Source organism: Nonomuraea fuscirosea, assembly GCF_003001935.1.
Classification (GTDB): domain Bacteria; phylum Actinomycetota; class Actinomycetes; order Streptosporangiales; family Streptosporangiaceae; genus Nonomuraea; species Nonomuraea fuscirosea.
Genome location: NZ_PVNG01000002.1, coordinates 323,101 through 344,507 on the forward strand (window position 1 = coordinate 323,101; position 21,407 = coordinate 344,507).

The following is a 21,407-nucleotide window of genomic DNA, read 5'->3' on the forward strand; positions in this document are numbered from 1 at the left end:
CTAGACTTTAGGGAATAGTTGACCGAAGTCTGGGGAGCGGGCGTGCGAGTTCGGGCGTTCATGGCCGGTCTGGCCACAGTGGCGATGCTGGCCGGTTGCGGCGGGCTGGAAGCGCAGTCGTCGGGAGGCGGCAAGAGCTCGAAGACGGACTCGGCCGCGATCGCCGACGCCCGCGACAAGCTGGCCAGGCTGGACGTCAAGGGCCGCGCGCCCAAGACGGGCTTCGACCGCGACGAGTTCGGCCCGGCCTGGTCCGACGTCGATCACAACGGCTGCGACACCCGTAACGACATCCTCAAGCGCGACCTGGAGGACGAGACGTTCAAGTCGGGCACTCACGACTGCATCGTGCTCACCGGCACGCTCGACGACCCGTACAGCGGCAAGACGATCAAGTTCAAGCGCGGCCAGAGCACCAGCACGGCCGTCCAGATCGACCACCTGATCCCGCTGTCGGACGCCTGGCAGAAGGGCGCGCAGCAGTGGACGGACGCCAAGCGCAAGGAGTTCGCCAACGACCCGATCAACCTCATGGCCGTGGACGGCCCGCTGAACGGGCAGAAGAGCGACTCCGACGCCGCCACCTGGCTGCCGCCGCGCAAGGCCTACCGGTGCACCTACATCGCCAAGCAGATCGACGTGAAGGCGAAGTACAAGCTGTGGGTGACCTCGGCGGAGAAGGACGCCATGAAGGGCATCCTGGACAGCTGCTGACTTCACGAGAAAGGCTACGTAAGATCACGAAATATGCGAGTGACTCAGCGTAGCCAGGTGACCGTCGCGTTAGTCCTCATCGCCACCGCCCTCCCGACCGTCCAGAGCGCTCAGGCCAGGGCCGTCAACGTCGTCGTCCTCGACTGGAACATCCACGGCGAGGACGCCGACATGAAGGCCATCGCCAAGGTGGTCAAGGACAGCGGGGCGAACGTCGTCACGCTCCAGGAGATCCACCGTCGGCCCGGCGCCGACCAGGTCCGCGAACTGGCCGACGCGCTCGGCTGGGACATCACGGCCAACGCCCACTTCGGCGCGGGCGACGACGTCGGGCCCTGTGACGATCCGCAACCGGGCAAGGCGGGCAACGCGATCCTGTCGTCGTACCGGATCGCCGAACGGGTGACGCTGCCGCTGTCGAACTTCGCCACCTGCCCCGTCAACCGCTCCATGGCCGGCGTCAAGCTCGACCTCGGCGGCGGCGCGCAGGTCAGGGTGTTCACCACGCATCTGTCGCCCGGCCTGTCGGCGACCTCGGTCAGCCGCCGCGAGGCCCAGGCCGCCAAGGTGCTGGCCTACTTCGGCACCAGGACCGGCGTGATCCTCACCGGCGACTTCAACGCGCCGCCCGGCGACGCGCTGTCCAAGCGGTTCGTGAGCGCCGGTTGGACGGACACCGGCGCCAGGTACGCCAACAAGCCCACCCACGGCGACGCCCGCATCGACTACGTCTACACCCGGGGGATCACGACGACCAGCGGGTCCGTGCTGCCGTCCACCCTGTCCGACCACCGCCCGCTGGTCATGAGGATGGTCCGCTGACCCCGTCCCGCCGACGTCCCGCCGATGACGCCCCGCTGATTCCGGCCTGCCGTGGTGTGGTGATGCCGCTGCGAAGCGGCGCCCATCTGGATTTCATCCGCCTGTCATGGAGCCTGACGCGGGCCTGCGCCAGGCTCGGGGCAGGCGGTCCTTCGAATCGGGATGGGCAGGTCATGTTCGGGGCAGGCGAGGCGGGCTGGGCGGCACAAGGAGCCGGCGACGCGACGGTGGCGGCACTGCGTGACGTCGCCGGGGCGGACCTCTACCGGCGCAACGCGTTCCGGATCACCGGAGTCTCCACGTACGCGAACCGGCGCGCCGTACGGGAGCGCAGGCAGCGCGTCGGCACCGCGCTCCAGGTGGGCGCGGACCTCGACCTCGGTCACGCGCTGCCCGTCGGGCCCGGCGAGGTGCGCGCCGCCTTCGACCGGCTGCTCGACGACCCCCGCAGAAGGCTGGTCGACGAGCTGTTCTGGCTCTGGGACACCGACGACGCCACCTGCGCGTGCGTCAAGTCCCTGCACGCCGACCACGACGAGGCGGTACGCGCCCACTGCGCCGCGCTCGACCGGGAGGCCGACGACCCCGGGCCGATCGATCCCGAGCTGAAGAGGCTGTGGGAGTCGGCCGCCGAGTCCTGGCAGGCCGTGCTGCGCCGGGCCGCGTTCTGGGACCACGTCCGCCACCGGGTCGCCGCGCTGGACGACCGGCAGCTCGACGAGTCCGCCGTGGACGGGCTGCGCCAGGAGTTCGCGACCGCGCTGCTGCGGCCGATCACCGACCTGGCCGGCCGGAACCAGCGGGACCAGGCGCGCCTCGCGAGTCTGGCCCGCCGCTGGCCGGCGCCGTCGGTCGCGATCGACGACCAGTTGGAGACGGTGGCCGCACCGCGCTACGAGGCGGCGCGCACGGGCCTGGCGACGGCGAACGACCGGCTGCAGGAGGGCGACACCGCGCTGGCGGCTGCGACGGTCTACACGGATGTGCTGCCCGAGCTGCGCCGGCTGGACATCGTGGTGCCCCGCGACCGGCACCGCCGCACCGCCGGCGTGCACAACGACACCGCGATCCTGCTCAACAACTGCGCCATGATCCTGATGGAGCACACCGGGCCCGCGTCGGAGGCGACGGCGCGCAAATGGCTGACCACGGCTCTCGACCTGAGCTCCGACTCCTTCACCAAGGACGCCATCGAGCTGAACGAGCAGCAGGTGACCGAGCTCGTGGACACCTTCAACCGGATCACGTACGAGGCCGAGTCCCTGAAGGCCGGCTACGGGCCGGCCGTGGCCGACAGGTTCCTGCTGGAGCTGCGGCAGCAGGCGGCCGGCACGCCGGGCGAGGCGATGATCGACAAGCTGCGCCGCGACCTCGGCACCGACCGGGGCGGGTACGCGGCCGTGGCGGCTCCCCGGCGCCGCCGCACCGGGCTCAAGCTCGCCTTCTGGGCGGTCCTGGTGGCGGGCGGGATCTTCCTGCTGAACCAGTGCTCGGCCGGCTCCTCCGACACCGCGGCCCCCGCCGTCGGGCGACCGGCCGCCGCGGCACAGAGCTGGTGAGGCGGGACGATGGCGCTGCTCAACAGCGGTGACCGGGTCACCGGCACCCTCGTGATCGACCGGCTGCTCGGCGAGGGCTCGTTCGCCGAGGTGCACCGCGTGCGGCACGAGCACCTGGGGCTGCAGGCGATGAAGCTGTTCAAGCGGATCGCCTCGCTGGAGGAGACGCACCGGATGCTGGACGAGGCCCGGCTGCTGTCCACGCTCGGCCACGCCAACATCGTCCGGCTCTTCGACGCCGGCACCGTGCGGACGCCGGAGGGGCTGCGCGGCTTCTTCACGATGGAGTACGTCCCCGGCGGCAGCCTGGAGACCCTGACCGCCGCCTACCCGCGCGGGATCCCCACGGACCTCGTGGTGCGGGTGACGGAGCAGATGGCGGGCGGGCTCGCGCTCGCCCACGAGCAGGACCCGCCCGTCGTGCACCGCGACCTCACCCCGGCCAACGTGCTGATCGGCTACGAGGGCGGCGACATTCGGGTGCGGGTCAGCGACTTCGGCCTGGCCAGGCGGGCCGACCCGGTCACCCGCATGGCCAGCGGGCGGGGCACGATCGTGTTCATGGCCCCCGAGGTGCTGGGCTATCTGGGTCACTCGTGCGCGAGCGACGTGTGGTCGGTCGGGGCGATCGCGTACCTGCTGCTCACCGGTTATCTGCCGTACGGGGAGGGACTCGGCCTGGCCCGGTTCGACCGGCCGCTGCTGCCGCCCAGCAGGTACAACGACGAGGTGGACCGCGGTCTCGACGAGATCGTCATGGCCACGCTCGCGCTCGACCCGCGCCACCGTCCGGCCACGGCCGGCGAGCTCGCCGCCGCCCTGCGCGAGCGGCGCGCGTCCGTGGCGGGCCCGCCGGACGAGCGCGCCCGCCGGATCGCCGCCGAGGCGCTGCGCCTGCACCGCGTCCCCGGGCAACTGGCCCGCGCCACCGCACTCATGGAGGAAGCCGTCGAACTGTGGCCGCCCCTGCGCGAACTCCACCGGTCCCGGCTCGCGCTCTGGCGGCGGGGGGTGGTCCTGTGAACCGCCGTACGTTCCGGGAGGAGCTCGGGCAGTTGTGTCACCATCGGGCCTTCCGCATCCCGCCGCCCTTCTGGGACGAACCCGTCATGGCGCAGCTCGCCGCGCTGCTCGACGCCCCGCGACCGCCGGAACCGCTGGACGAGAAGTCGCTCGCCACCGCGGCCACCCACCTGTGGCGGGCCGAGCGCAGGCTGGCCGCGCCCGGTGCGGACGCCGCCGGCCGGCAGACCGCCCGCCACCTGCGCACGACCCGCGCCGCGCTGGCCGAGGCCGGACTGGTCCTCCAGGACCACGACGGCGAGGCGTTCCACTCCGGCCGCTCCATCGAGGTCCTGCTGTTCCAGGACGACCCGTCGCTCAGCGCGGAGACGGTCCTGGAGACCGTGCGGCCCTCGATCTACCTGCGGGAGCGGCACATCCAGCTGGGCCAGGTGATCGTCGGCCGCCCCACCCGAGAAGACCTGAGGAACGGACATGCGTGACACCATCGACTTCGGCATCGACCTCGGCACCACCAACAGCGCCATCGCCGTGGCGGACGACGACACCGTCACCGTGATCAAGAACAACGACGGCTGGGACACCACGCCCTCGGCCGTCTGGATGCCGAAGCCGGACCTCGTCCACGTCGGCCGGCGGGCACGGGAGCGGGTGGAGAGCGACCCGGAGAACGCGGCGGCGGAGTTCAAGCTGGAGATGGGGCTGGCCGACGCGCGCACGAGCTTCGCCAGGGCCGGGGTGCGGCTGTCGCCGCCGCAGCTGTCGGCCGAGGTGCTCAAGTCGCTGCGCGCCGACGCGGCCCACCACACCGGCACCCCGCCGGACGCCGCCGTGATCACCGTGCCGGCCGCGTTCACGCTGAACCAGAACAAGGCCACCACCGACGCCGCCCTGCTGGCCGGCTTCACCACGGCCTGCCCGCTGGTGCAGGAGCCGACCGCGGCGGCGTTCGCGTACGGGTTCGACGACGCCGACGAGCGGGCGTACTGGATGGTGTTCGACTTCGGCGGCGGCACCTTCGACGCGGCGGTGGTCAGCAAGCGTGACGGGGACCTGCGGGTGCTCGACCACTCGGGGGACCCGTACCTGGGCGGCAAGCTGATCGACTGGGCGCTGGTGGAGCGGATCCTGGCCCCGGCCGCCGCCCGCGAGCTCGGGCTGGAGGAGTTTCGCCGGGACAACCCCAGATGGCGCTACAACTTCGCCAAGCTGAAGGCCGCCGCCGAGGAGGCGAAGATCCTGCTGTCCAGGATGGACCAGGCGGACCTCCTCGTCGACCTGACGGGCGCGGACGGCGGCAGCGAGACCTTCGAGTACACGCTGCGCCGTGGCGAGCTCGACGCGACCGCCGAACCGTTCTACGAGCGGGCGATCAACCTGTGCCGCAGGGCGCTCAAGGAGGCGGCGCTGGGCCCGGCCGACATCGACCGGCTGCTCCTGGTCGGCGGCGTCACCCTGTCGCCGGGGCTGCGGGAGCGGCTCGCCGACCCGCGGCACGGCCTGGGCATCGAGCTCGACGTGAGCCTCGACCCCACGACGGTGGTCGCCCGCGGCGCGGCCGTCTTCGCCGCCACCCTGCGCCGGCCGCGGACGCAGACCAGGGTCGAGGGCGAGTTCGCGGTCGATCTGGCATACGAGCCCATCGTCACCACGACCAGGCCCACCGTCGCCGGCCGGGTGAGCGGGCCGGCCACCGGCTGGGGCGGCCACTCGGTCACGCTGAGCAACCCCGAGGGGCGGCCGCCGTTCACCACCGGCAGGATCCCGCTCAGCGACACCGGCCACTTCGTCACCGAGGTGGACATCGACAAGGGCAGGACCTCGCGCTTCCGCGTCGAGCTGATCGACGACCGGGGCGCGCCCCGGCCGCTCACGCCGGACACGCTGTCGATCAAGCACGGCGAGGTCGAGTTCGGCGGGGTGCGGCTGGCGCACTCGCTCGGCATCCAGCTCGCCGACAGGGCCTTCGCGCCGATGTTGCGCAAGGGCGTCACACTGCCGACGTCCGTACGCGAGGTGTTCCACACCGCCGCCGCGCTGCGCCGCTCCGACGCCGACGCGGTCATCCGCATCCCGGTGCTGCAGGGCGAGCGCAGCAGGGGCGAGCGCAACCGCGTGGTCGGCCAGCTGGAGATCCGGCCCAAGGACGTCACGATCGACCTGCCGCCGGGGACGGAGGTGGAGGTCACCTTCGAGGTCGACGCCTCCAGCCTGGTCACGGTGGTGGCGGACGTGCCGCTGGTGCAGACCCAGTTCGAGGGCGAGATCAACCTGAGCGACGTACGCATACCGGACGCGGAGGTGCTGGAGACGCTGCTCGCCGAGACCGAGCGGCGCCTGGACACGCTGCGCGGGACGGCCTCGTCGGGAGGCTCGTCCGACGTCGCCGGCCGGCTGGCCAGGATCGAGGCGGAGGGCACCGTCACGACCGCCCGCGAGCAGGTGCGCGCGGCCCGGGTCGACGTCGGCGCGGCGGCCACGGCGGAGGAGCGGCTGCGCGAGCTGCAGGCGGAGCTGGACGACGTCGAGGACGCCGCGCTGCTGCCCGCGCTCGCTGAGGAGCTGGACGGGCTGCTGGACGAGGCGGACCGGCTCGTGGACGTGCTCGGCGACCCCGCCGACCGCGTGGAGCTGGCCGGGCTGCGCGGGCGCTCGCGCGAGGCGATCAGAGCGCGGGACATCGCGGCCGTACGCGCCCAGATCGACCGGGCCGGGCGGCTGCTGATGGAGCTGGAACGGCGTAGCCCGGACTGGCCGGTCACCCTGTTCCAGGGGCTGCGGGAGATGCTGGAGCCCTCTGGAGGGGCCCAGGCGCTGATCCAGGAGGGCGAGCGGGCCATCGCCGCCGGCGACCGGCCGGGGCTCGACGGGGTGAACCAGCGGATGATCCGCATGCTGCCGAAGGGCGAGCAGGACAAGATCATCGGCCTGGTCAGGCGATGAACGAGGCCCTGCGCACCCGCCTGACCCTCGACCGCGCCCGCGCCGCCGCCCGCACCGGCGACCTGGACACCGCCCTCCGCCTGCTGGACAAGCTGGACCCGACGGCCGCCGACGCCCCGGACCAGACGGGGACGGGGACGGGTGCCGCAGCGGATCCGGCATCGGATCCGGCATCGCCTTCGGCGCCGGATTCTGTGCCGGATTCTGTGCCGGATTCTGGGCCGGATTCTGCGCCGGGCGCCGCGTCGAGCGCTGTGGCGGTGCTGGATCTGCGGGCTCGGGTGCACGCGCAGCGTGGGGAGCTGGCCGAGGCGGATCGGTGCTGGGCCGCCGTGCAGGAACTGTCGCCCGGCGACGCGGCGGCGGCCGAGGGGCGGCGCACGATCGCGCGGATCACCGCGGGTCGCCGCCGGATGCGGCCGCTCGTCCGTCCGGGCCGGGCCGTGCTGGCCGCCGCGGCGGTGACGGCCGTGGTGCTGGCCGGCGGTGCTGTGGTGGCGCTGGGGGCGGCTGGGCGGGGCGCGGGGGCGCCCGCCTCGCCGGTACGGGCCGACGCCCTGGCCGGCCGGGTGGCCGCCCTGGAGGCCGCCCTTGAGACCGAACGCACGGCGCTGGGGAGGGAACGCGCGGCGGTCGAGCGGGAGCGGGCGGAACTGGCCGCCGCCGAGGAGCGCCGCGCCGCCGCCACAGACCGCCTCGACGCGGGGCTCGCCGCCATCGCCGGACGGCTCTCCATGCCGGGCGTCACGGTACGGCGCCGCTCCCAGGACGTGTACGTACGCTTCGACACGGGCCTGTTCCCGCGCAGCGCGGACGTCAGCCCCCGAGGGAGGGCACTGCTGCGCGGGCTGGGCCGCAGGATGGCGGGCATGGACGTGCGGATCACGGTCGTGGGCCACGCGCTGCCGGTGCCCGGCGGCCGGACGCGCGGCGGCTCGGTGGTCGCCCTGGGCCGCGCCCTGGTGGCGGCCCGCCACCTGGCGGAGGGCGGCGGCCTGCCGCGCACGTCGTTCACGCTCGTCAGCGCCGACCAGTCGGACGACCCGCACCGGCAGCCCCCGAGAAACCGCACGGTCACCCTGCGGATCACGCCCCAGGGGTGACGCGGGCCGGGCACGGGAGCCCCGGCCCGTCATGAGGCGGATCGGACAAGAGGACGCCCGGCTCCACGACGAAGCGGGCCGGGCATGAGGACGCCGGCCCGCGATGACACGGGCCGGGCATGAGGACGCCGGCCCACCTGGAGGCGGGCCGGCGTGGCTGGGGGAAGAGGGATCAGTCGTCGTCGTCACCGTCGTGGTCGTCGTCCCGGTCGTTCCTGTCGATCTCGTTCTTGACGACCTTGCCCGAGGCCGCGTCCACCTTCACCTCGTGACGCTCCGAGCCCTTGGTCAGCTCCAGCTCCCAGACGTCCGCCCGGGTGCCCTGGCTGTCGAAGTCGAGCTCGCTGACCCACGCGCCGGGCACGGTCTTGTGCGCGATCTCGATGGCCTGCTCGGCCGTGACCTTGGGGGCGGCGGGGGCGGCGGACGTGGTGGCCGCGTAGGCGGCGCCACCGCCACCGATCAGCGCGACGACTCCGGCACCTGCGACGATGAACTTCTTCGTGATCTGCATGACTCCACGAAACCGCGAAGCCCGGTAACCGCGCGCTAAACGGCGGTTAAGGCGAGGAGAAGGCGTTCAGGGGCGGGAGAGGAGCACGTCGACGCGGGCTCCGCCGTCCGCGGACCGGGAGACGGTCAGGCCGCCGCCGGACGACTCCGCGCTGCGCCGGGCGATGTCCAGCCCCAGCCCGGTCGAGCCGCCCCCGCTGTTCCCCCGTTCGAGCAGCGCGGGCTCGAACCCGGGACCCGCGTCCTCCACACTCAGCAGGGCTCCGGTGGGGTGCGGCCGGAGCCGTACCGCCATGGAGACGCCTTCAGGGGTGTGCGCGAAGACGTTGCCGAGCAGCGCGTCCACCGACGCGGCCAGCTCCTCGGCCCCCACCGCGACCGGCAGCGGGCCGTCGGGCAGCGTCACCGTCACCTCACGCCCCTGGTCCTCGGCCAGCACCGACCAGAACCGCACCCGCTCGCGCACCACCGCCGCCGCGTCGCACGACTCGCGGCCCGCCGAGCGGTGCCGCGCCTCCGTGATGACCGAGCTCACCGCCCGCTCCAGCGCGTCCACCCTGGCCTGGACGCGCGCCGCCTCCTCCGGGTCACGCAGCGACTCCGCGTCCAGCCGCAGGCCCGTCAGCGGGGTGCGCAGCCGGTGCGACAGGTCGGCGACGGACTCCCGCTCGGCGACCAGGAGCTCGTCGATGCGCGCGGCCAGGTGGTTGAGCGCCAGCGCCACCGAACGCACCTCCGGTGGACCGCCCGGCTCGGCCCTGGCGCTCAGGTCGCCCCCGGCCAGCCGGTGCGAGACGCGGGCCAGTCCGTCCACGGGCCGCGTCACGGCCAGCGCCAGCCGGTCGGCCAGCGCGATGCCCAGCACCACCAGCCCGAGCCCGAGCAGCAGCAGCGCCAGCCACGCCTCGCGCACGCCGCGCATCAGCTCGGCGTCCGCCACGAACACCCTGATCACGGCCGTCCCCTCGGGCGACTGCGCCGAGACCAGCACCTCCCTGCCTCCGGGGGCCTCGGCGGTGACGCTGCGGCCCGTCGCGGCCAGGCGTACCGCGTCGGAGCGCGCGGCCTGGGCCCCGATGAGGCCCCCACCCGGCAGGAAGACGGTGACGGGCCGCGACACCTGCTCCACCGCCACGGCCAGCTCGTCCGTGCCCACCGCGACCGCCACGGACTCGGCGGCGGTCGTGGCCCGGCTCATCGCGCCGTTCTCGGCCACCGCGCGGATCAGCAGCGCCATCGGCACCAGCAGCGCGATCAGCACCAGGGACGTCGTCGCCGCGACGAGCAGCGCCAGCCAGCGCCTCACGACGGCTCGACCAGCTTGACGCCGACGCCGCGCACCGTGTGCAGGTAACGCGGCTCGGCGGCCGTCTCGCCCAGCTTCCGGCGCAGCCACGACAGGTGCACGTCCACCGTCTTGTCCGCCCCGCCGTAGGGCAGCTGCCACACCTCGGTCAGCAGCTCCCGCTTGGTGACCACCTCGCCGGGGCGGGCCGCGAGATAGTGCAGCACGTCGAACTCGCGCGGCGTCAGGTCCAGCGCCGCGCCGTCGAGCGTGGCCGTACGCGCCCGCGGATCGACCCGCAGCGTCCCCACCGCCAGCGGCTCCGGCGCCGACTCGCCCGAGCGCCGCAGCACGGCACGTACGCGGGCGTCGAGCTGCGCCGCGCTGTACGGCTTGACCACGTAGTCGTCGGCCCCCGCGTCCAGCACGGGCACCATCTCGGCGTCCCCGTCGCGGGCGGTGGCCACGATGACCGGCACCTTGCTGACCGCCCGCAACATCCGCAGCAGCTCCACCCCGTCCAGGTCGGGCAGCCCCAGGTCGAGCACGATGAGGTCGGGCCGGTCCTGTACGGCCAGCCGCAGCCCGTCCAGCGCCGTCGGGGAGGAGGAGACGGCATGACCGAGCTCCCGCAGCCCGCGGCTGAGCGCCGTCCGGATCGCCGCATCGTCCTCGATGAGCAGAATGTCAGCCATAGCAAGAACGTAGACGCTTTTCCGCCCTGCATTGAGCAGCCTTAGGGCCGCCTTAACCTGGCCTTAGCCGTACATGGGGGAACGTGATGGCGATGAAGAGACTCGTCGTGGCCTGGGCCGCCACCGCGCTCGCCGCCACCGGCGCCGCCGTGGCGGTCATCGGCCTGCTCGGCAACGGCATCACCGGCACCGACGGCCACGTTCTCAGCGCCGGGGAGGTCCGCTCGGCGCTGGCCACCGCCGCCACCCGCACCCCTTCCGCGACCGGCACCTCCACCGGCACCCCCACCAGCACAGGCGCACCGCCGAGCGCGACGCCGTCGCGGACGCCCAGGGACAAGCTGATCCGCAGCGCCGGCGGGACGGTGATCGCCTCCTGCGACGGCGGCCTGGTGACGCTGCGCTCGTGGAGCCCGGCCCAGGACTACTCGGTGGACAGCGTGGACGCGGGGCCGGCCCGGGAGGCCAAGGTGGAGTTCGAGCCGGACGAGGGCGAGGACGTCGAGCTGACGATCGTCTGCTCGGGCGGCTCGCCCGTCGTCCGCTCCCGGTGACGGCGCGGCGGGAGGTCAGGAAAGCCGGGCGTCAGGAGACTGCGGCGTCAGGCGATTTGGCGTCAGGCGGTCCTGGCCTCAGGAGACTGCGGCCTCAGGAGACTTCGGCCGCGAGTGCCGTCTTCGTCAGCTCGGCCTGGCGCCGGATCTGACCCATGACGATCTCGTTGACCCCCTTGGCCTCGAACGTGGCGACCATCCGGTCCATCACCGCGTTCGCCCGGCCGAGGTCGCCCTGCCGCGCCTCGGCCCTGGCCAGCCGGCGCATGACCAGGTTGAGGGTGATGTTGTCGATGCCGGGGTCGCGGGCGACGGCGCTGAGGTGCTCGATGCCCTGTTTGGGATTGGGCAGCCGCACCCGCAGCCGGTTGCCCGGCGTCAGCTCCTTGAACTCCCGCTCCGCGTTCAGCCCCTTGACCATCCGGGCGTAGACGGCCAGCGGATGCTGGCCGTGCCGGCCGATGACCTCGTCCAGCGCCTGGTTGCCCGCGCTCAGCCGGGGCGAGTCCGAGCCGAGCAACGAGAACAGCATGCCCTGCTCCTCGCCCAGCATCAGCTCGGCCACCTGGTGGTCGTCGCGGGAGACGGGGAAACGCACCTTGACCGGGCAGACGGCGGAGACGATGCGGGAGCCGTCGGCGGCGATGTACTGGGCCCGCACCTGGTACTCGCCGGGCTGCTGGAAGTAGTGGCCGTCGCGGCCGTGCCCGATGTACGCGCTGCGATAGAGGGCCGGATTGCCGTCGTCCAGCCGGATCCGCGGTGAGGTGTCCACACAGTGCCGCATCATCGGCCGGTACAGCAGCGTCCTGCCGCCCGGCTGCGTGATCGACACCTGGGTGAACTCGGTGTCCGGATGCAGATGGCCGTGCGTGGCGCGCGGCCCGGCCGTGCGGGAGAGCTTGAACTCCACCACGACGGGCTCGCCGAGCTCGAACGAGTCCTTGGCGCGCACCTCCAGCCGCAGCCCCGAGTGGTCCTCCACCGGCGGCTCGAAGGGGGCGATCTCGGCGGCGCCCTTGCCGAAGGCGTCCGCGCCCATGGCCACGTTCCGGTAGAAGCCGTGGCGCAGGTGGACCAGCTCGGCGTCGGTGAACTGGAACGGGAAGGCGGCCCAGTAGCCCTCCTCGCCGCCCTGGGAGTAGTGCTGGACGTAGTTCATCCACGACAGGTCGCCGAAGCCGCCGTCGGGGCCGAGCGGCTGGGGCGGGTTCGCCAGGTTCTTCTGCCAGGAGTGCAGCAGGTTGAAGGCGTGGCCGAGCTCGTGCACGTACGTGCGTAACTGCGCCCGCCGCGCCTGCGGCGTCGCGCCCATGATCGCGTCGTGGAAGACCGCGGCGCCCTGCCGCTGGTGCGCGTCGTTGTAGTCGAACATGATGCCCCGGTAGCCGCCCACGTGCTTGCTCGCCACCAGCAGCCACACCCGCCAGGCGGGCTGGTCGGCGAACGCGCTGAAGTGCCGGGTCATCGCGTGGTGCAGCTCGGCGTCGTCCCAGGCCAGGTCCGCGCCCGAGCCGGTCACCGGGATCACCTCCGGCTCGTTCAGCCGCAGCTCGACGCCCGCCTCCGCGTACGCCGCCGGCACGGTCAGCTCCCGGTCGGGGGACCCGGCCGGCCCCGGCAGCGAGCCGGTCCGGTACGCCGTGAACGGCTCGGCGCCCACCACGGAGTCCACTTCGAGCACCACGCTGCGGAAGAACGGCGAGGCGAACGCCACCTCGTAGGTACGCCCCGCGACGACGGCCGTCCCGCCCCCGTCGCCGATCGTCACGCGCACGTCCCGGTCCGGGGTGTCCACGCTGAACGCGGCCCGTCCCTCGATCAGGGTCCGGTCACCGTCGCCCCGCACGGCAGGGGCGCCGGCCACGAACGAGCCGGCGTACGAGGTGGTCGCGCCCGCGACCGTGAACAGGTCGCCGCTCACCCGCCCCGTGGGCCTGGGCCCGTCCACGTCGACGCGGAGCGCCAGCCGCGAGTCGCCGTCCTGTCCCTGGTACAGCCCGCTGATCATGGGAGCTCCTGGGGATCGCCTGAGGTCATACCGGGGACACTTCTCCCGCGGGATGACCCTGTCAACGACTCCCGCGAACTTGGAGCGCCCCGAGCAGCTCCTCCGACGCCCTGGTGATCGTCTCGACCGCCCGGTCGAAGGCCTCGGCGTTGTGCCCGGCCGGCGCGCGGAAGCCGGAGATCTTCCTGACGTACTGCAGCGCGGCGGCCCGTACGTCCTCCTCGGTCACGTCCTCGGTGTACGGCGGCCGGAGGGTTTTGATGCTTCTACACATGCCCTAACCGTAATGGCCGATGCGCTGACTTATCTCCCTCGCGCCCTCGGCGAGCAGCGCGCCCACGTCCGGCAGCCGTTCCCTGGTCAGCCGGTAGGAGGGCCCGGAGGCGCTGACCGCGGCCACCACGGAGCCGTCGGCGCCCCTGATCGGCGCCGCCACCGCGTTCAGCCCCACCTCCAGCTCCTCCACGGCGCTGGCCCAGCCCTGGTCTCTGATCTCCTCCAGCCCCAGCTCGGCGGGGGAGGTGATGGTGCGGGGCGTGTAGCGCTCCAGCTCGGCCGGAAGCCGCAGCGCGCCGAAGGCCAGCAGCACCTTGCCGCTGGAGGTGGCGTGGGAGGGGGTGCGCTGGCCGACCCAGTTGTGGCCGCTGATGGCGGCGGGGCCGCGTACCTGGCTGATGTTGACCGTGTCACCGGCCCGCGCGACCGCGATGTTGACGGTCTCGCCGACCGCCTCCGCCAGCCGCAGGCACACCGGTCTGCTCTCGCGGGCCAGGTCGAGCTGGGCGGTGGCCGCGCCGGCCAGCCGGACGACGCCGAAGCCGAGCCGGTAGCGCCCGCGGTCGCCGCTCTGCTCCACGAGCCCGCCGTGCTCAAGGGCCGCGAGCAGCCGGGAGGCGGTGGATTTGTGCACGTCGAGCTCCTGTGCGACGTCCGTGACTCGGGTGGCGCCGTCGCGGGCCAGGATCTCCAGGATCGCGATGGCACGGTCGACCGACTGAACCGACGTGCTGTTGCCCATGACGCAACGATAGTTCAGTTACGGACGGGACTGAGCTCGTCACCGAAATCGAGGGCGATCTTGCGCAGTCCTTCTGCCAGCTCGTCGCGGTCGAGAGCGTCGATCCGCCCGGCCGGCCCCGAGACCGACATCGCGGCCACCACGCGCTCGCCGTCCAGCACGGGCACGGCCAGGCAGTGCACGTCGAGCTCCTCCTCGCCCAGGTCCATGGCGTAGCCGCGGTCCTTGACCGCGCCCAGCTCGGCCAGCATGGCGGGCAGGTCGGTGATCGTGTTGGGGGTGCGGCGCGGCATGCCGGTGCGCTCGAACACGGCCACCGCCTCGGCGGCGGGGCGCCCGGCGAGCAGCACCTTGCCCACCGCCGTGCTGTGCGGCAGCACCCGCCGCCCGACCTCGGCGAACATGCGCAGCCTGCGCGGCGAGGGCACCTGCGCCACGTAGACGATGAAGTCGCCTTCGAGCACGGCCAGGTTCGCCGTCTCGCCGGACAGCTCCACCATCTTGGCCAGGTACGGCTGCGCCCACACGCCGACCATGCTCTCCGCGATGCCGCCCAGCCGCACCAGCCCGCCGCCCAGCGCGTAACGCCGGTCGGACTCCTGACGCACGTAACCGCGGGCGAGCAGCGTGCGCAGCAGCCGGTGGATGGTCCCGTACGGCAGCCCGGTCCTGGCGGCGATCTCCGACAGCGCCGCCTCACCTCCGTGCTCGGCCAGGGCCTCCAGCACGTCGAGCGCCCGCTCGACCGACTGGACGCTCACAGGCTCACCCCGCGCAGCGAGGCGTCCAGCACCTCGGCCGTGTGCGCCACCCGGATCTCCGCGCCGCCGCGCCGCATCGCCGCCGCGATCTGCATCGTGCAGCCGGGGTTGGCCGAGACCAGCAGCTCCGCGCCGGTCGTCCCGACCGCCTTGGCCTTCCTGTCGCCGAGGTCGCGCGCGGCCTGGGGCTGCAGCAGGTTGTACGTCCCCGCGGACCCGCAGCAGATGGCCGACTCGGGGATCTCGCGCAGCTCCAGCTCGGGGATCGCGCCCAGCAGCTCGCGCGGCTGCGAGCGCACGCCCTGGGCGTGGGCCAGGTGGCAGGCGTCGTGGTAGGCGACCGTGACGGGCAGCGGATGCCGCTTGGCCACGGGACCCAGCTCGGCCAGGTATTCCGACAGGTCCATCACCCGGAACCCCGGCTCGCGCCCGAGCAGCTCGGCGTACTCCTTCATCGACGAGCCGCAGCCGGCCGCGTTCACCACGACGGTGTCGACGCCGGCCCGCTCGAACACCCGCACCGTCCTGCTCGCCAGCCGTCTGGCCTGGCCGTCGAGCCCCGAGTGCACGCTGAGCGCGCCGCAGCAGCCCTGGCCGCGCGGGATGACCACGTCGCAGCCCTCCAGCGACAGCACCCGTGCGGTGGCCGCGTTGACCTGCGGGAAGAACTCGCCCTGCACGCAGCCGGTGAGCATCCCGACCACGGCCCTGCGCTCGCCCCTGGCCCGCACCACGCGCGGCAGGCGCTGGCGGTGCTCCACGCGCGGCGCGAGCGCGGCCATGGCGCCCAGGCTGGGGTTCGCCCGGCCGAGGAAGGGCGCCAGCCGCTCCGCCAGCCACATCCCCGGCCGCAGCAGCCGCAGCCTGCGCGGGTAGGGGAACAGGCTGAACACCAGGCCGCGCACGGCCCGCTCGCGCGGCTCGCGTACGTGCTGCCGCTCCACCTCCACCCTGGTCTGCTCGATCAGCCGGTCGTAGCGCACGCCCGAGGGACAGGCCGTCACGCACGCCATGCAGCCGAGGCAGGCGTCGAAGTGCCCGGCCATCTCCGGCGTCATGGGCGTGCCCTCGACGTGCTGCTTCATCAGATGGATCCGGCCGCGCGGCGAGTCCATCTCCTCGCCCCACAGCGCGTACGTGGGGCACGTCGGCAGGCAGAACCCGCAGTGCACGCAGTCGTTGATCAGCTCGGGATCCAAGCTCATGGCCGCACTCCCTTCCCCCTCGCGCCGGCTTCGCCGTCTCGGCCCATCAGATGCCTCCCACGAACCGGCCCGGAGACATCCTGCGCCCGGGATCGAAGCGTTCCTTGACCCGCCGCATCAGCGGCAGCCCGCTCACGTGTCCCCACCGGTCCACGCCCTGGCAGGGCGCCGCGAGCACGCTCACCCGCCCGCCGGCCGCCTCCACCTTCTCGCGCAGCCCCGACACCGTCGCGGCCAGCTCGTCCTCGTCCAGCTCGCGCCCCGGCTCCAGCAGCACCCGCCCGGCGACGGGGGAGCCGCGCAGCGACAGCCCGCACCCGGCCGCCGCGTCCAGCACGGCCGCCGTGCCGGAGGCCGGGAACCTTACCTCCACCAGCACGTCGTCACCGAAGACCTGCCCCCACCACGAAGGCGGCTCGCCGCTCACCTCGGCCGGGCCGATCAGCTCGCGCAGCGTCTCGCCCCTGGTCTGCGCCGCCGTGCCCTCGACCAGCGCGGCCAGGGTGAGCGGCCCCGCCGGGTCCGGCCGGTCCACCTCCACCGCGCTGGGCTCGGCCTGGGAGGCGGCCAGCGCCGCGGCGACCGCGGGGACCCGGGCGCCGCCCAGCTCGGCGACGACCCAGCGGCGCTCGGGGGGCATCGGGTGCAGGCGGAACGTGGCCTCGGCGATGACGCCGAGGGTGCCGTACGAGCCGGTGAAGAGCTTGCCCAGGTCGTAGCCCGCGACGTTCTTGACCACCTTGCCGCCGGATCTGGCCACGGTGCCGTCGGGGAGCACCACCGTGATGCCGATGAGCAGGTCGCGGGCGGTGCCGTAGCGGAACGCGCGCGGCCCGGGCAGCGGGGCGGCGAGCGTGCCGCCGACCGTCGCGTCCTCGCCGAACGGCACGTCCAGGGCCAGCTCCTGCCCCTCGCCCGCGAGGGCCGCGGACAGGGCCGCGATCGTCACCCCGGCCTGGGCGCGGACGACCAGGTCGCCGGCGGCGTGCTCCAGCACCTCGTTCATGCAGCACAGGTCGAGCAGGACGTCGCAGCGCTCGGGCGGCGGGGCCCAGTGCAGCTTCGTGCCGCCGCCCGCGGGCACCACCGCGAGGTCGCGCTCGGCGCAGGCGCGCAGGACGGCGGCGATCTCCTCGACGGTCTCGGGCAGTGCGACCCAGCGCGGCCGCACCCCGCACACGGCGTCGTCGTCGCCCGCCTGCCTGGTCGTCACCTCGCCGAACACGCCCGCCCCCTCAAGACCGCCGGTCACCACTGCCCGCTCACCCTCGCCCCGCTCATCGACGACCCGTTCACAACTGATCGGCCTTTCCCGACTCGACCAGCGGATGCACGCCCTTGCGCACGCCCGGCACCTCGCCGCACAACCTCGGGGTGGGGAACACCTTGCCCGGGTTCGCCAGGCCCTGAGGGTCGAACGCGCACCGGACGAGCTGCATCGTGTCCAGGTCGTCCGCGCTGAACATCTTCGGCATATATCGGGATTTGTCGACGCCGACGCCGTGCTCGCCCGTGATGGAGCCGCCGTGCTCGATGCACAGGTCCAGGATCGCGCCGGAGACCACCTCGGCCCGCTCGCCCGCCCCCGGATCCCCGTCGTCGAACAGCACCAGCGGATGCAGGTTGCCGTCGCCCGCGTGGAAGACGTTGGCCACCTTGATGTCGTGCTCCGCGGACAGCCGGTCGATGGCGGCCAGCACGGCGGGCAGGGACGTGCGCGGCACCACGCCGTCCTGGACGATGTAGGCCGGGCTGATCCGCCCGACCGCGGCGAACGCCGACTTACGGCCCTTCCAGATCGCCGCCCGCTCGGCCGGATCGGCCGCCACCCGCAGCTCGAACGCCGCCGAGCAGATCTCCTCCAGCTGCGCGAACTGCCGCTCCACCTCGGCGGCGGGCCCGTCCAGCTCGACGATCAGCACGGCGCCCGCGCCCTCGGGGTAGGAGCAGGCCACCGCCGCCTCGGCCGCCTCGATGGCCAGCGCGTCCATCATCTCGATCGCGGCCGGCACGATGCCCGCCCCGATGATCGCCGAGACGGCCTGCCCGCCCTGCTCGATGCTCTCGAACGCGGCCAGCACCGTGGTCACCGCCTCGGGCGCGCGGCAGAGCCGTACCGTGATCTTGGTGGCGATGCCCAGCGTGCCCTCCGAGCCGATGAACGCGCCCAGCAGGTCGTAACCGGGGTCCATGCGGTCGAGCGTGACCAGGTCGCCGTCCGGCGTGACGATCTCGCACGCCTCGACGTGGTTGACCGTGAAGCCGTACTTGAGGCAGTGGGCGCCGCCCGAGTTCTCCGCCACGTTGCCGCCGATCGAGCAGATCTGCTGGCTGGAGGGGTCGGGCGCGTAGTAGTAGCCGCGGTCGCGCACGGCCTCGGTGATCGCCAGGTTGGTGACGCCCGGCTCCACGACGGCCCTGCGGTCGGCGAGGTCGACCTCCAGGATCGCGCGCATCCTGGAGGTGACGATCAGCACGCCGTCCTCGCGGGGGAGCGCGCCGCCCGACAGGCCCGTGCCCGAGCCTCTGGCCACGAACGGCACGCCGAAGTCGTTGCAGAGCCGCACCACCCGGGCGACCTGCTCGGCCGTGCCCGGGAGCACGACCACGCCGGGGGTCGCCCGGTGGTAGGTGAGGCCGTCGCACTCGTAGGTGCGCAGGCGTACCGGATCGGTGATCACCGAGTCGTGGGGCAGCAGCGACCGAAGAGCCGCTATGAGGGTGTCCATCACCGATCCCCCTTCTTATGGCATTTGAGCATAGGCCGGAAGCGTCAGGAACTCCGCGAAGTCGTCGTCCAGCGCCACTTCCTTGAACAGCTCGGTCGCCTGCCCGAACAGCTTCTCGTCGTAGCCCGGCTCCTGCGCGATCTTGGCCAGCTCCTCCGAGATGATCCGCTCGACCAGTTCCTTGGTCACCTGCGCGCCCGTGTCGGCCAGCGTGATGTCGTTGTGGATCCACTGCCAGATCTGCGAGCGCGAGATCTCGGCCGTGGCCGCGTCCTCCATGAGGTTGTGGATGGCCGCCGCGCCCAGCCCGCCCATCCAGGCGGCCAGGTAGCGCAGCGCCACGTCCACGTTGTTGCGCAGCCCCGCCTCGGTGATCTCACCCGGCGTCTCGGAGACGGCCAGCAGTTCGGCCGCCGACACGCTGACGTCCTCGCGCAGCCGGTCGAGCTGGTTGGGTCGCGAGCCGAGCACGCCGTCGAACACCTCACGGCAGACCGGCACCAGGTCGGGGTGCGCCACCCACGACCCGTCGAACCCGTCGTTGGACTCGCGCGTCTTGTCCGCCCGCACCTTCTCCAGCGCGACCGCGTTGACCTCGGGGTCCCGGCGCGAGGGGATGAACGCCGCCATCCCGCCGATGGCGTGCGCGCCGCGCTTGTGGCAGGTGCGCACGAGCAACTCGGTGTACGCGCGCATGAACGGCGCCGTCATCGTCACCGCGTTCCGCTCGGGCAGCAGGAACTCGCGCCCCCTGGTGCGGAACTTCTTGATCACGCTGAACAGGTAGTCCCAGCGGCCCGCGTTGAGCCCGGCCGAGTGGTCGCGCAGCTCGTAGAGGATCTCCTCCATCTCGAACGCCGCCGGATAGGTCTCGATGAGCACGGTCGCCCTGATCGTGCCGTACGGGATGCCGAGCAACTCCTGGGCCCTGGTGAACACGTCGTTCCAGAGCCGGGCCTCCAGATGTGACTCGATCTTCGGCAGGTAGAAGTACGGCCCCCTGCCCTTGTCGATCTGCCGCTGGGCGCAGTGGAAGAAGTAGAGCGCGAAGTCGAACAGCGACCCCGCCACCGGCTGCCCGTCCACCTGGGCGTGCTTCTCGTCGAGGTGCCAGCCGCGCGGGCGGACCACGACCGTGGCCAGCTCGGCGTCGGGCCGCAGCGCGTAGGACTTGCCGCCGGTCTCGAAGTCGATCGTGCGGTCGAGCGCGTCGCGCAGGTTGAGGTGGCCGGCCACGCAGTTCTCCCAGAGCGGGGAGTTGGCGTCCTCGAAGTCGGCCAGCCACACCTTCGCGCCGGAGTTGAGCGCGTTTATGGTCATCTTCTTGTCGACCGGGCCGGTGATCTCGACCCGGCGGTCCTCCAGGCCGGGCGCGGGGGCGGCGACCTGCCAGTCGGCCTCCCTGACCTCCTTGGTCTCCGGCAGGAAGTCGAGCATGCCGCCCGCCGACAGCTCCGCCTGGCGCGCCTGGCGGGCGTCGAGCAGCTCCAGCCGCCTGGCGCCGAACTCCCGCTGGAGAGCCGCCACGAAGGCGAGCGCCTCCGGCGTGAGGATCTCGTCGAACCGGTCGAGCATCGGGCCGGTGATCTCCATCAGGACGCCTTTCCGCTGTATGGAAAATCGATTCTGGATTGTGGAAGTGAAGTTACTCCCCTGGTGCCCGGGGGTCAAAGGTTGGGGTTCCCCCGGGGTGATCCCCGATGTGCGTCCGGGCCGCACACGTCAGGATTCGGGAGTATGAAGACGATGGCGATCGCGGGCGGCCTGCTGGCCTCCGCCCTCTTGATGACGGGCTGCGGACTCGGGAGCCTGGGCGGTCCCAGCAACGAGGACACGGCCTCGTACGAGGTGAAGGACAAGGTCTCCACACTCCGGCTGGACAGCGACGCGGGCGACGCGGTGATCACCGAGACCGACGGCGCGAGCGTGCGCGTGGTCGAGAAGCTGCGCTGGCGTGGCGACGACAAGCCCGTCCCCGAGCACAAGGTCGAGGGCGGCTCGCTGTTCCTCACCTACGAGTGCCCGTCGAACTGGGGGAGCTGCAGCGTCGACTACAAGATCGAGATCCCCAAGGGGTTGCCCGTCGACCTGGAGAGCGGCTCGGGCACCCTCACGCTCAGGGCGCTGACCGGCCCGATCGACCTGCGGGTCGGCTCCGGCGACGTGGACGCGGCCGACCTCGGCGGCAAGAAGGTGCTGGCCAAGGCCGGCTCGGGCAACATCGAGCTGAAGTACGTCTCCGCCCCCGACAACGTGGAGCTGGAGGTCGGGTCGGGCGACATCACCCTCAACGTCCCCGACGGCGCCTACGACGTGAAGAGCGACGTGGGCTCGGGCGACAAGAACGTCTCGATCAAGAGCGACAGCTCCTCGCCGCGGAAGATCTCGCTGAAGGCGGGTTCGGGCGACATCACCGTCGCGGCCCCTTGACAGGGCCGGGACGCGCCTGGATAACCAGGTGATTGCGCCGCG

At 72.7% G+C, this 21,407-nt stretch carries 20 protein-coding genes; 9 read left to right on the top strand and 11 right to left on the bottom strand.

The features are described 5' to 3' along the window. Positions 1 to 42: 42 nt before the first annotated feature. The 7 genes from B0I32_RS05020 to B0I32_RS57445 all read left to right on the top strand — a co-directional run bounded on the left by B0I32_RS05020 (position 43) and on the right by B0I32_RS57445 (position 8,164). Positions 43 to 714 carry an HNH endonuclease family protein gene (locus B0I32_RS05020; RefSeq protein WP_245955590.1) on the top strand — a complete coding sequence of 224 codons (672 nt, stop codon included), beginning with the start codon at positions 43 to 45 and terminating at the stop codon, positions 712 to 714. A 57-nt stretch (positions 715 to 771) separates the two neighbouring features. Beyond that, entirely contained in the window at positions 772 to 1,536 is a 765-nt protein-coding gene (locus B0I32_RS05025; protein ID WP_181307021.1) for an endonuclease/exonuclease/phosphatase family protein, read from the top strand. A gap of 173 nt (positions 1,537 to 1,709) precedes the next feature. Next, a complete protein-coding gene (locus B0I32_RS05030) occupies positions 1,710 to 3,095 on the top strand; it encodes a hypothetical protein (protein WP_106235367.1) in 1,386 nt (461 codons plus the stop codon). 9 nt (positions 3,096 to 3,104) lie between these two features. Further along, the gene (locus tag B0I32_RS05035) at positions 3,105 to 4,118 is read left to right on the top strand and encodes a serine/threonine-protein kinase (protein ID WP_106235369.1); all 1,014 of its coding nucleotides are present in this window, start codon (positions 3,105 to 3,107) and stop codon (positions 4,116 to 4,118) included. Continuing rightward, positions 4,115 to 4,600, top strand: a complete 486-nt coding sequence (locus B0I32_RS05040; RefSeq protein WP_146178044.1) for a hypothetical protein — start codon at positions 4,115 to 4,117, stop codon at positions 4,598 to 4,600. Before B0I32_RS05035 ends, B0I32_RS05040 begins: the two co-directional genes overlap by 4 nt. Beyond that, positions 4,593 to 7,061 carry an Hsp70 family protein gene (locus tag B0I32_RS05045; protein WP_106235373.1) on the top strand — a complete coding sequence of 823 codons (2,469 nt, stop codon included), beginning with the start codon at positions 4,593 to 4,595 and terminating at the stop codon, positions 7,059 to 7,061. Before B0I32_RS05040 ends, B0I32_RS05045 begins: the two co-directional genes overlap by 8 nt. Beyond that, positions 7,058 to 8,164: a hypothetical protein gene (locus B0I32_RS57445; RefSeq protein ID WP_181307023.1), complete on the top strand. Its 1,107-nt coding sequence runs from the start codon at positions 7,058 to 7,060 to the stop codon at positions 8,162 to 8,164. The genes B0I32_RS05045 and B0I32_RS57445 overlap by 4 nt, the downstream gene beginning before the upstream one ends. A 172-nt stretch (positions 8,165 to 8,336) precedes the next feature. On the opposite strand, the gene B0I32_RS05060 is transcribed toward B0I32_RS57445, so the two are convergent. The 3 genes from B0I32_RS05060 to B0I32_RS05070 form a co-directional block, all read right to left on the bottom strand. Further along, positions 8,337 to 8,678, bottom strand: a complete 342-nt coding sequence (locus B0I32_RS05060; RefSeq protein WP_106235378.1) for a PepSY domain-containing protein — start codon at positions 8,676 to 8,678, stop codon at positions 8,337 to 8,339. A gap of 66 nt (positions 8,679 to 8,744) precedes the next feature. Further along, positions 8,745 to 9,983 (bottom strand): sensor histidine kinase, encoded by a 1,239-nt coding sequence (locus B0I32_RS05065; RefSeq protein ID WP_106235380.1) that lies wholly within the window; start codon positions 9,981 to 9,983, stop codon positions 8,745 to 8,747. Next, on the bottom strand, positions 9,980 to 10,657 hold the full coding sequence (locus tag B0I32_RS05070; RefSeq protein ID WP_106235382.1) for a response regulator transcription factor: 678 nt from the start codon (positions 10,655 to 10,657) through the stop codon (positions 9,980 to 9,982). Before B0I32_RS05070 ends, B0I32_RS05065 begins: the two co-directional genes overlap by 4 nt. Positions 10,658 to 10,749: 92 nt before the next feature. On the opposite strand from B0I32_RS05070, the gene B0I32_RS05075 reads away from it, so the two are divergent. Beyond that, positions 10,750 to 11,211: a septum formation initiator gene (locus B0I32_RS05075; RefSeq protein ID WP_146178046.1), complete on the top strand. Its 462-nt coding sequence runs from the start codon at positions 10,750 to 10,752 to the stop codon at positions 11,209 to 11,211. 94 nt (positions 11,212 to 11,305) lie between these two features. On the opposite strand, the gene B0I32_RS05080 is transcribed toward B0I32_RS05075, so the two are convergent. From B0I32_RS05080 to aceB, 8 genes are all read right to left on the bottom strand, one after another. Further along, on the bottom strand, positions 11,306 to 13,222 hold the full coding sequence (locus B0I32_RS05080) for a zinc metalloprotease (RefSeq protein ID WP_106235386.1): 1,917 nt from the start codon (positions 13,220 to 13,222) through the stop codon (positions 11,306 to 11,308). 61 nt (positions 13,223 to 13,283) lie between these two features. Beyond that, positions 13,284 to 13,496 carry a DUF2277 domain-containing protein gene (locus B0I32_RS05085; RefSeq protein ID WP_106235388.1) on the bottom strand — a complete coding sequence of 71 codons (213 nt, stop codon included), beginning with the start codon at positions 13,494 to 13,496 and terminating at the stop codon, positions 13,284 to 13,286. Positions 13,497 to 13,499: 3 nt separating this feature from the next. Continuing rightward, positions 13,500 to 14,240: an IclR family transcriptional regulator gene (locus tag B0I32_RS05090; RefSeq protein ID WP_106235390.1), complete on the bottom strand. Its 741-nt coding sequence runs from the start codon at positions 14,238 to 14,240 to the stop codon at positions 13,500 to 13,502. Between the two features lie 14 nt (positions 14,241 to 14,254). Then, complete coding sequence (locus tag B0I32_RS05095; protein WP_106235392.1) at positions 14,255 to 15,001, bottom strand: IclR family transcriptional regulator; 747 nt, start codon at positions 14,999 to 15,001, stop codon at positions 14,255 to 14,257. Further along, complete coding sequence (locus B0I32_RS05100; RefSeq protein WP_181307025.1) at positions 14,998 to 16,206, bottom strand: (Fe-S)-binding protein; 1,209 nt, start codon at positions 16,204 to 16,206, stop codon at positions 14,998 to 15,000. The genes B0I32_RS05095 and B0I32_RS05100 overlap by 4 nt, the downstream gene beginning before the upstream one ends. Before the next feature lie 46 nt (positions 16,207 to 16,252). Further along, positions 16,253 to 17,458, bottom strand: a complete 1,206-nt coding sequence (locus B0I32_RS05105; RefSeq protein ID WP_245955591.1) for an FAD-binding oxidoreductase — start codon at positions 17,456 to 17,458, stop codon at positions 16,253 to 16,255. A gap of 40 nt (positions 17,459 to 17,498) precedes the next feature. Beyond that, positions 17,499 to 18,935, bottom strand: a complete 1,437-nt coding sequence (locus B0I32_RS05110) for an FAD-linked oxidase C-terminal domain-containing protein (protein WP_106235396.1) — start codon at positions 18,933 to 18,935, stop codon at positions 17,499 to 17,501. Between the two features lie 15 nt (positions 18,936 to 18,950). Next, complete coding sequence (gene aceB, locus B0I32_RS05115) at positions 18,951 to 20,528, bottom strand: malate synthase A (RefSeq protein WP_106235398.1); 1,578 nt, start codon at positions 20,526 to 20,528, stop codon at positions 18,951 to 18,953. Between the two features lie 144 nt (positions 20,529 to 20,672). Between aceB and B0I32_RS05120 the strand changes: the two genes are divergently transcribed. After that, positions 20,673 to 21,365, top strand: coding sequence for a DUF4097 family beta strand repeat-containing protein (locus tag B0I32_RS05120; protein ID WP_106235400.1), 693 nt, complete (start codon positions 20,673 to 20,675; stop codon positions 21,363 to 21,365). Positions 21,366 to 21,407 lie beyond the last annotated feature (42 nt).